This window comes from Helicobacter cinaedi CCUG 18818 = ATCC BAA-847 (assembly GCF_000155475.1).
GTDB classification, from domain to species: Bacteria; Campylobacterota; Campylobacteria; order Campylobacterales; family Helicobacteraceae; genus Helicobacter_C; species Helicobacter_C cinaedi.
On the sequence record NZ_DS990392.1, the window covers coordinates 310517 to 318639 of the forward strand.

Consider the following 8123-nt stretch of genomic DNA (forward strand, 5'->3'; position numbering starts at 1 on the left):
TGGGTGATTATGGTGCAATGGATCACTTTATTTTACAAAAGTTAAGTTTTTCTAATCCTGATTTGAGGTTTCAAAAATATGTCTGTTTTATTCTTGCAGTATGTGTTTCTATAATCTTTTGTTTATTGATGACAAAATGGCTTAAACAGATATGAGGTATATTATTTGTTACACTTTTTGTTATGAGTAGTTATTATTTTATAGGCATAGCACACTCTTTACAAGATTATGCAAAATATTCTCATACGCAAAATATTCAAGATTCAAATGATATGCAGCCTTATGAAAAAGAGTTATTTTCCTACTCAAAGACAGAGAAAAATATCGTAGTTATGGTGCTTGATATGTTTAGTGGCTCACATATGTATCCACTCTTAGAGCAATTCCCAGAGTTTAAAACCAATCTTGATGGCTTTGTGCTATTTGATAACGCTATATCTACGACAAACTCTACTATCCATAGTATTGCTACACTTATCGGCGGGGAGCATTATGCTGTATATAATATGAATGCCAGAAAAGATAATCTTACTGATAGTATCACTGAAGCCTTTGGTGTTATAGGTGATACTTTTGTAAAGAACGGCTATGATGTGGGGTATTTTATGGCAGATCTTTCAACAAGATTTGACAAGGCAAAAACATATAACAACAACATAACGCTTATACAAAATGCTCATGCTTATGCGAACTATTATTATAATTCCAATCCACACATAAAAGAAAGAATGAGCAAGCAGATTTTGGCTAAAAAAGATGGAGCAAAGTTTTTGCTTCTTCATACTGTTTTATTTCGCTTTGCTCCGGAGCTGTTTTTTCGCTCTAGAATCTACAATGGTGGAGTGTGGCTATTAGGAGATGAAAATCTTTCAAATCAACAAGTAGCCCTAGAATTTGCATCATCATTTTATGCTTTTACGCATTTACATAACACAGAATCTAAAAAGCCAACTTTTAAATATCTCCACTCGTTGATGACACATTTGCCTTATACATTATCTTTTCAAAATGGTGAATGTGTGCCTTTTACACAGGATTCTATTTTTGATACATATCCGCATAAAGATATGATGAACTATGTTGTTAAAGAATATGAGAGAGCATATTTTCAGCATTATGATACAGAAGCTTGTGCTTTGAGCTATCTTAGTGATTTTGTGCAATGGCTCAAAGAAAAGGGAATCTATGACAACACACAGATTTTTGTAGTAAGCGATCATAGCGGATTTGATGATATTGGGATACCATATTCTGTAAGTCAAAAGGGGCATCGTCCTGTCTCATTATTTTTGTTTAAAGATTTTAATACAAGTGGAAAGTTAAAACTAGATTCCAGACTTATGGCAAACTATGATAGTCCAAGTATGTTTTGCGATAATCTGCCTAATGGGTGTCCTAATGTGCCAAAAAATATTCTTAGCAACTATCCTAAAAATAGAAATATTATTAGCACAATCCCTATTCATTGGGACATCTCTTTACACAAAAAGAATGAGTGGCTTATCAATCATTATTTTCAAGTTAAAGGCAATGTTTATGATAAAAGCAGTTGGCAAGACATCACAGAATCTGTCAAAAACGGTACATTTAAGATTGATGGGATAGAGCATTAAGAGAGATTGTGTTGGGCTGTGTAAGAGATTTTGGAAAGATCTAGAAACTAAAAGGAGCTAGAGACTAGGATTCAAAATCTCCCTAAAATACTCGCTGCTTTTATTCTTAGGAATCGTCTTTGTCGTGGGCAGGGCTAGGACTTCATAGTGCTTTGTGTATTCTAAATAATGAAGCGAGATTTTATCCCCCACACGCACTTCCTTGCTGCTTTTAGCCACATTACCATTAATCTTTACAACACCATTATCGCACATATCTTGGGCAATACTCCGCCTTTTCAAAATATTGACACTACTTAAAAATTTATCAACACGCATTTATCGCTTCCTTTGAATCTTAGAATGATTAATTTTATACATCTTTGATGGGCTAGATTCACTAAAGCCACGCCTATCACACACAATCACATCGCATACTTCATACGCCCATTGCTTATTAAAACTTTTTCCCGTGAGATTAGCCGAAGTGGAGCAAAGCATTTGAAAATCTCGCAAGAAGCGCGAATGAAGATCATCTTTTACCACTCGCACTGCCTTACCATTAGGGTAAATAAAGGTGCTATTTTTGGCTTTGCGGATAGTATTTTTATGCTTGTTTGGCGAACGCGCTAAGGTTTTTAAATGCTCTAAATTATAAGATTCTATAAGGAGGGCTTGGGATTTGGGGCGTGATTTGCGTAAGTTTAGAATCTGTGGATTCTTGCTTAATAATCCCGCTGTGGTGTCGCATTGTGCTAAAAATATAGAATCTTGCTCCATCATAAGCTCCATTGCAAACTTTTTAAAAATCTCAATTAAAAACTTAAAATCTTAGCATAAGATAAATAATCCCCTTGAGATGTGTGTTTTTAAAAATTGTGAATATTTTTTCTAAATTTTTGTATTTTTGGAATATCTATTGCTTGTTGTTTTGTGTGAATATCGCAGATTTTAATGGAAAGGATACAATATGTTAAGGTCTTTATGGTCGGGTGTTAGCGGTATGCAAGCACATCAAATCGCACTTGATGTGGAGAGTAACAACATTGCCAATGTGAATACCGTTGGTTTTAAATACTCAAGGGCGTCATTTGTGGATATGCTATCGCAAATTAAGCTGATTGCTACTTCACCTTACAAAAATGGGCTAGGAGGGCAGAATGACTTCTCAATCGGTTTGGGTGTTGGGATTGATGCGACAACAAAGGTTTTTTCACAAGGGAATACGCAAAATACCGATGTGAAAACTGATATTGCCATTGAGGGTGATGGATTTTTCATTATCTCGCCAGACCGAGGGACAACGCATAATTATACGCGTAATGGAGAGTTTCTCTTTGATGCTAATGGGAATCTTGTAACAACAGGTGGTTATGTCGTGCAAGGTTGGGTGCGTCCTCCGCTTGAAGCTGCTGAATCTGGCACAATGAGTGATTTTGACTTTTTTAGAGTGGATAACACAGGACCGGTGAGAAATATCCAAATTGACCCGGGTATGGTTATGCCAGCTCGTGCGACAAAGACTATTACTTTGAGAGCTAATCTTAATGCAGGGCGACATATTGATCAAATGCAAGAGATAGCGGCACTAGATTCTACTGCTAGGACGGCAGCTGATGGGATTGCACCGGTGTATGATTCCCGTGGTGTGCTTATGCAAGTGGGCGAGGATATGGGTGTTTTGTTTAATGATGATGGTGATGCGTTTGCATTGAATGAAAATCAGGGCATTTGGATGAGCTACAAAACTGCTGTGATTAAGCACGACACAGTGGCAACTGATGAAGTTAGCACAATAGGCATTAATGGTGAAAAAGTAAGCTTTTCTAATAATTCTGCAATAACAGGTGTTAGCTCCATTGTGGCGGCACAAAATGCGATTAACTCATTGCGAGATAAGACAGGTGTAAGTGCCTATGTAGATGCGGGGCAGTTAAGGATTGAAAATCGCAATCAAATGGACGGCGGAGAGAAAGTTAAAAATATCCGCATTACCGCCGATGGCACAGGTGTATTCCAAAACTTTGTAAAGGGTGAAGAGGATATTACTGCCTTTAGATACCGCTATACAAAATCCGAGGATGCAGATTCTACAACGGGGCAGTTTAGGACGACAGAGGATTTGAGAGCACTCATTCAATATGATGCAAATATGATTAAGAATCCTGAAAAAAACTACCAAGAAAGCACCGCTTCCGTGGCTGTAACACTTAATCGCTGGGGTATGTTCGAGATTACAAATGGCGATGATGCTGATGATGAGCAACGCAACTTAAGCCTTTATGTAACAAGCCATTTTTCAGATAATGTAACAAACAATGTCCTTTTCAAAGAAACATTTAAGGCATTAAATACCGCTTCGCTCATTGAGGGTGGTGCGGCTGTTAATACAGGCAAGATTAATAAGGCTACACACGCTACAAGCGTGGATATTGTGGATAGTTTGGGAAGTAAGCATAATATCCGCTTTGAGTTTTGGAAGACAGGCGATGCGGTGTGGAGTTTTAGAGCTGTGGTGCCTGAACCTGCGCAATTTGTCGGTGGCTCCGCGACTAAACCTAATGTCTTTGAGGGTGGGAGAGCGACATTTAATAGCGATGGCTCACTCTCTGGTATGAATCCGCCGGTATTGCAGTTTGACCCCAAAAATGGAAGTAAAGGACCTCAAAGACTTGAGTTAAAATTTGGTGCGAATGAGAGTTTTGGGGGCTTAACAAGCGTAGATAAAATCTCTGAAACTTATGCGATTAATCAAAATGGCTATCAAGCTGGGGATTTGATGGATATCCGTTTTGACTCAAATGGCTCGTTGCTTGGGGCGTTTAGTAATGGACGCTCAATTGCCCTAGCTCAAGTAGCATTGGCAAACTTTGCTAACAATACCGGTTTGCAAGCTGAAGGTGGGAATGTATTCTCACAGACAGGAAATAGCGGTGAGCCGATGATTGGTGCGGCAAACACAGGGCGAAGGGGCGGTGTGAGTGGAAGTAAGCTAGAGATGAGTAATGTGGATTTGAGCCGAAGCTTAACGCAACTTATTGTTGTGCAGAGAGGATTCCAAGCTAACTCAAAGGCGGTTACGACTTCAGATCAGATTCTTAACACGCTTTTAAATCTTAAGCAATAATTTGATGACATAGATTCTATACTTAAAGCGTAGAATCTAGCTTGTTATTTACACGCATTAAAAGGCTTAGAGCCGATAATCCCTCTCCATATCGCACTTAAAGAAAGTGTGAAAAGTAAAATCTTAAAAACCATTTCACTTTGTTTGTGCATAGAATCAAATTCAGCAGTGCCAAAGCTCCCTAGAGCTTGAGATTCCATTATATAAGGCGTGTAGTAAAGTGTAAAAAGAAAGATAAGAATGACATTTATCCCGCCAAGCAAAAGCCACAACTGCCGCTGTGTGCTACAAGCAAAAAGTCTAGCGGCAAAAAATGTAGTAAGCTCGTAGATGATAATGACAATAGCTAGAATATTGAAATACACATTGCATTTTTCAAAAATTTTTCCCATAAGTAAGCCACTATCGCTGATTGAAAGCTGTGGTAAAAAGCTAGAAGCACCAAAAATTGTCGCTGCCGCAAACGCACAGGCAATAATACACCCAACGCCAATGCCAAGCATTAGCCCATAGATAGAATCAAGAATGCGAAAAGTTTTGTAAAGTTTCATTTGTTCTCCTTTAATGATTTTCATTATTATAAATAAAGAATCTAAATTTAAAATATCATAGGTTTTTTGCGGTAATTTTGTTATATTGCGGGGGGGGGGCATTTTATGTTTTTCCATTTTATGCTTTTCTAAGTATTTTGAGTTTAGAATCCTAGTCCTTTTTTGTTTTTTAAGCTTTCAAGGTTTTGGGACTTTGTCATTTTGAGATTTCAAGATTCTAAAATCTTCTAAGCATTTTGAGTTTTGCTATTTTTTAATTTTTTACAAGGACAATTCGCGTGAAAAACCTATTCTCATTTTTCATTCTGCTATGCCTATCACCTAGCATAGCATTTGCCTATCTTGATCCGGGCAGTGGTTCATTACTACTCTCTTCAATCGTAGCACTCTTTGCTTCAGCCTTGTTTTTTATTAAAAATTTATTTTATAAAATCATCTCTTTTGGCACATACAATCCCTTAACTTCAGCCACATCAACTACGGGGGGGGGGGCAATCTCATAAGAATCTAGTTTTTTATGCTGAAGGTCATCAATACTATGGCACTTTTAAGCCTATTTTAGATGCACTAGATTCTCTAAAACACCCCTACACTTATTACACTTCCTCACAAAACGACCCAGCCCTTAAGCGATTAGATTCTAACAATAGATTAGATTCTAGCAGGGGCTTAGAATCTAGTCCTTCAAAAAATGGCGAGTTTATCTACATTGGTGAAGGCAACAAGGCTTATAATCTTTTAAATAGACTTCGTGCTGATATTTTGGTACTTACCACTCCCGGACTTGATGTCTTACATATTAAACGCAATCGCGGTGTGGCTCATTACTGTCATATCGTGCATTCGCTTTCCCCTATGACTTATCGTGTGTTTGGAGTGGATTATTTTGATTCTGTATTAGTAGCAAATGGAGTGCAGGAGGACTTTATCCGTGATATAGAATCTGCACATAATGTCAAAAGAAAGCATATTGCTATTACAGGTTCTACCTACCTTGATGAATTATCTTTACAGGCAAATGCTTTAGAATCTACAACAAATTGTCATACTGAGCCTAGCGAAGTATCTAACATAGAATCTAAAAAAGATATTTCGTGCTTACACACTCGCACGAGCGAAGCTCTTGTTGCAGCTTGCAAATATGACAAGAAACTAGAATCTACAAATAGCACAAAAACTATACTTGTTTCACCCTCTTGGGGCAAGGAAACCCTGCTCAATAAATATGGTTTAGACTTACTTCTGCCTTTAGTCAAAAGCCCGTATCACATCATTATCCGCCCTCATCCACAAAGCTATATCTCACCTAGTGAGAAGGCAAATATACAACACTTACAAGAAGCGTTAAAAGATTATAGCAATGTAGAATGGGATAAAGACACGCCTAATATTTACGCATTTGCAAGGGCGGATATGATGATTTCTGATTTTTCAAGTGTGATATTTGACTTTGTGTGTTTGCAGGGTAAGCCTGCACTAACTATTGATAATGATATGGATTTAAGCGGTTATGATATGGCAGATATAGAGCGAGATTCTATTTGGACATTTAAAGCACTTGATAGAATAGGCAAAAGGATTTCGCAAAAACATTTTTCACAAATACAAGAGATTTGTGAAGAGATTTTTAACTCTTGTGATTTAAAAGACACGCAGCAAAGTGGCTTAAACACAAACACAGCACATACACACAATTCACACAAGAATACACAGCTTCACTTGCAAGAGACAAAAGAGCTTTTATGGCAGCACCCACACAATGCAGGAATGCAATCAGCAAGGGAACTTCTAAAGATTGAGCGAGAGATTGTTGAAACTAGACTAAAACCACAAATCGCCCTTGTAGCAAGGCTAAGGGAGCTAGATACTATGCTAGAAAAAGGACTAGAGAAAGGGAAGCTATGCTAGAGATTTTATATTATATTTTTATATTTCCAGTAGAACAGGTGCTTGAGTGGGCTTTATTTACACTTTTTAAGGCAACTAAGAATTATGGCGTAAGCATTATTTTACTCTCTCTTATAATGCAGCTTTTTATGCTAAAACTCACTTTTTACTTTGATAAAAAGGCGGCTTCCTTTGGAGCGCTAAAAGCACAATGTGATAGTAAGATTAAAGAGTTTAAAAGAGTATTTAAAGGTGCAGAACTGCAAAGCTATATCCGCACACTCTATAAGCAAAAGCATTTTCACCCCATTTTTGCCTTATTTGGCTTAGGGGGATTAGCATTACAAATTCCATTTTTTATTGCAATGATTCATTTAGTAGAGAATGCGGAATATCTACAAAGTGTCCGCTTTCTATGGATAGATGATTTAAGCAAACCAGATTCTATTATGTTATTTGGTTTAAGTATTCATATCTTGCCTTTACTGATGACAGCTTTTACTTTAATCAATGTCTTTTATAGCTCAAAAGAGCTAGATGCAAGAGTGCAAGGGAGTTTGATTGCTTTATTGTTTTTGGTGCTACTTTATAGTATGCCTAGTGCATTGGTGTTATATTGGACTTGTAATATGTTTTTTTCTTTGTTAAAAGAGATATTTAAACACAAAAAACATTCATCTTTGAGCAATCATTCGCAAGATTGTGTGTCTTTGGAGGCAGTCATTACCACTAAGGTAACTCCTGCCCCCAAATCCACACAAAACTCACAAAGCAATACTGCAATTACTAGAATGCGTGAAAGTGCGGATAGGGTTGGCGTAGAATGCCGAGATTCTAACGATTTAAATCTTAGTCAAGATGCTAGAATTGCGGAATCTCGAATGGAATCTAAAATTACATCATCTAAACAAAACTCTAAAAATACAGAATCCAAAACATCAAAAAGCAAGCTTCAAGTTCTATTTT

General features: G+C 37.3%; 7 protein-coding genes and 1 pseudogene. 5 read left to right on the forward strand and 3 right to left on the reverse strand.

Features of this window, described 5'->3' with window-relative positions; translation table 11 throughout:
* Window positions 1-182: 182 nt before the first annotated feature.
* Complete coding sequence (locus HCCG_RS05925) at window positions 183-1613, forward strand: sulfatase-like hydrolase/transferase (protein WP_002956542.1); 1431 nt, start codon at window positions 183-185, stop codon at window positions 1611-1613.
* A gap of 57 nt (window positions 1614-1670) precedes the next feature.
* Here the strand turns inward: HCCG_RS05925 and HCCG_RS05930 are convergent, their stop codons facing one another.
* The gene (locus tag HCCG_RS05930; protein WP_002956543.1) at window positions 1671-1931 is read right to left on the reverse strand and encodes an RNA-binding S4 domain-containing protein; all 261 of its coding nucleotides are present in this window, start codon (window positions 1929-1931) and stop codon (window positions 1671-1673) included.
* Window positions 1932-2384 carry an L-threonylcarbamoyladenylate synthase gene (locus HCCG_RS05935; RefSeq protein WP_014666803.1) on the reverse strand — a complete coding sequence of 151 codons (453 nt, stop codon included), beginning with the start codon at window positions 2382-2384 and terminating at the stop codon, window positions 1932-1934.
* Window positions 2385-2562: 178 nt separating this feature from the next.
* Here HCCG_RS05935 and flgE point away from each other — a divergent pair, with 178 nt between their 5' ends.
* Window positions 2563-4719 (forward strand): flagellar hook protein FlgE, encoded by a 2157-nt coding sequence (flgE, locus tag HCCG_RS05940; protein WP_014666802.1) that lies wholly within the window; start codon window positions 2563-2565, stop codon window positions 4717-4719.
* A gap of 44 nt (window positions 4720-4763) precedes the next feature.
* Here the strand turns inward: flgE and HCCG_RS05945 are convergent, their stop codons facing one another.
* Window positions 4764-5270, reverse strand: a complete 507-nt coding sequence (locus tag HCCG_RS05945) for a DUF4149 domain-containing protein (protein WP_002956548.1) — start codon at window positions 5268-5270, stop codon at window positions 4764-4766.
* 278 nt (window positions 5271-5548) lie between these two features.
* On the opposite strand from HCCG_RS05945, the gene HCCG_RS05950 reads away from it, so the two are divergent.
* From HCCG_RS05950 to HCCG_RS05960, 3 genes and pseudogenes are all read left to right on the forward strand, one after another.
* The gene (locus HCCG_RS05950) at window positions 5549-5773 is read left to right on the forward strand and encodes a hypothetical protein (protein ID WP_002956549.1); all 225 of its coding nucleotides are present in this window, start codon (window positions 5549-5551) and stop codon (window positions 5771-5773) included.
* A 259-nt stretch (window positions 5774-6032) separates the two neighbouring features.
* Window positions 6033-7178 (forward strand): CDP-glycerol glycerophosphotransferase family protein, encoded by a 1146-nt coding sequence (locus tag HCCG_RS05955; RefSeq protein ID WP_002956550.1) that lies wholly within the window; start codon window positions 6033-6035, stop codon window positions 7176-7178.
* Window positions 7172-8123: pseudogene (locus HCCG_RS05960) on the forward strand (YidC/Oxa1 family membrane protein insertase); the annotation flags it as partial. The gene HCCG_RS05955 and the pseudogene HCCG_RS05960, both read left to right, overlap by 7 nt.

Coding starts and splice junctions, on each gene's coding strand:
- HCCG_RS05925 (WP_002956542.1), top strand. CDS start 183: ATGAGTAGTTATTATTTTATAGGCATAGCACACTCTTTACAAGATTAT.
- HCCG_RS05930 (WP_002956543.1), bottom strand. CDS start 1,931: ATGCGTGTTGATAAATTTTTAAGTAGTGTCAATATTTTGAAAAGGCGG.
- HCCG_RS05935 (WP_014666803.1), bottom strand. CDS start 2,384: ATGGAGCTTATGATGGAGCAAGATTCTATATTTTTAGCACAATGCGAC.
- flgE (WP_014666802.1), top strand. CDS start 2,563: ATGTTAAGGTCTTTATGGTCGGGTGTTAGCGGTATGCAAGCACATCAA.
- HCCG_RS05945 (WP_002956548.1), bottom strand. CDS start 5,270: ATGAAACTTTACAAAACTTTTCGCATTCTTGATTCTATCTATGGGCTA.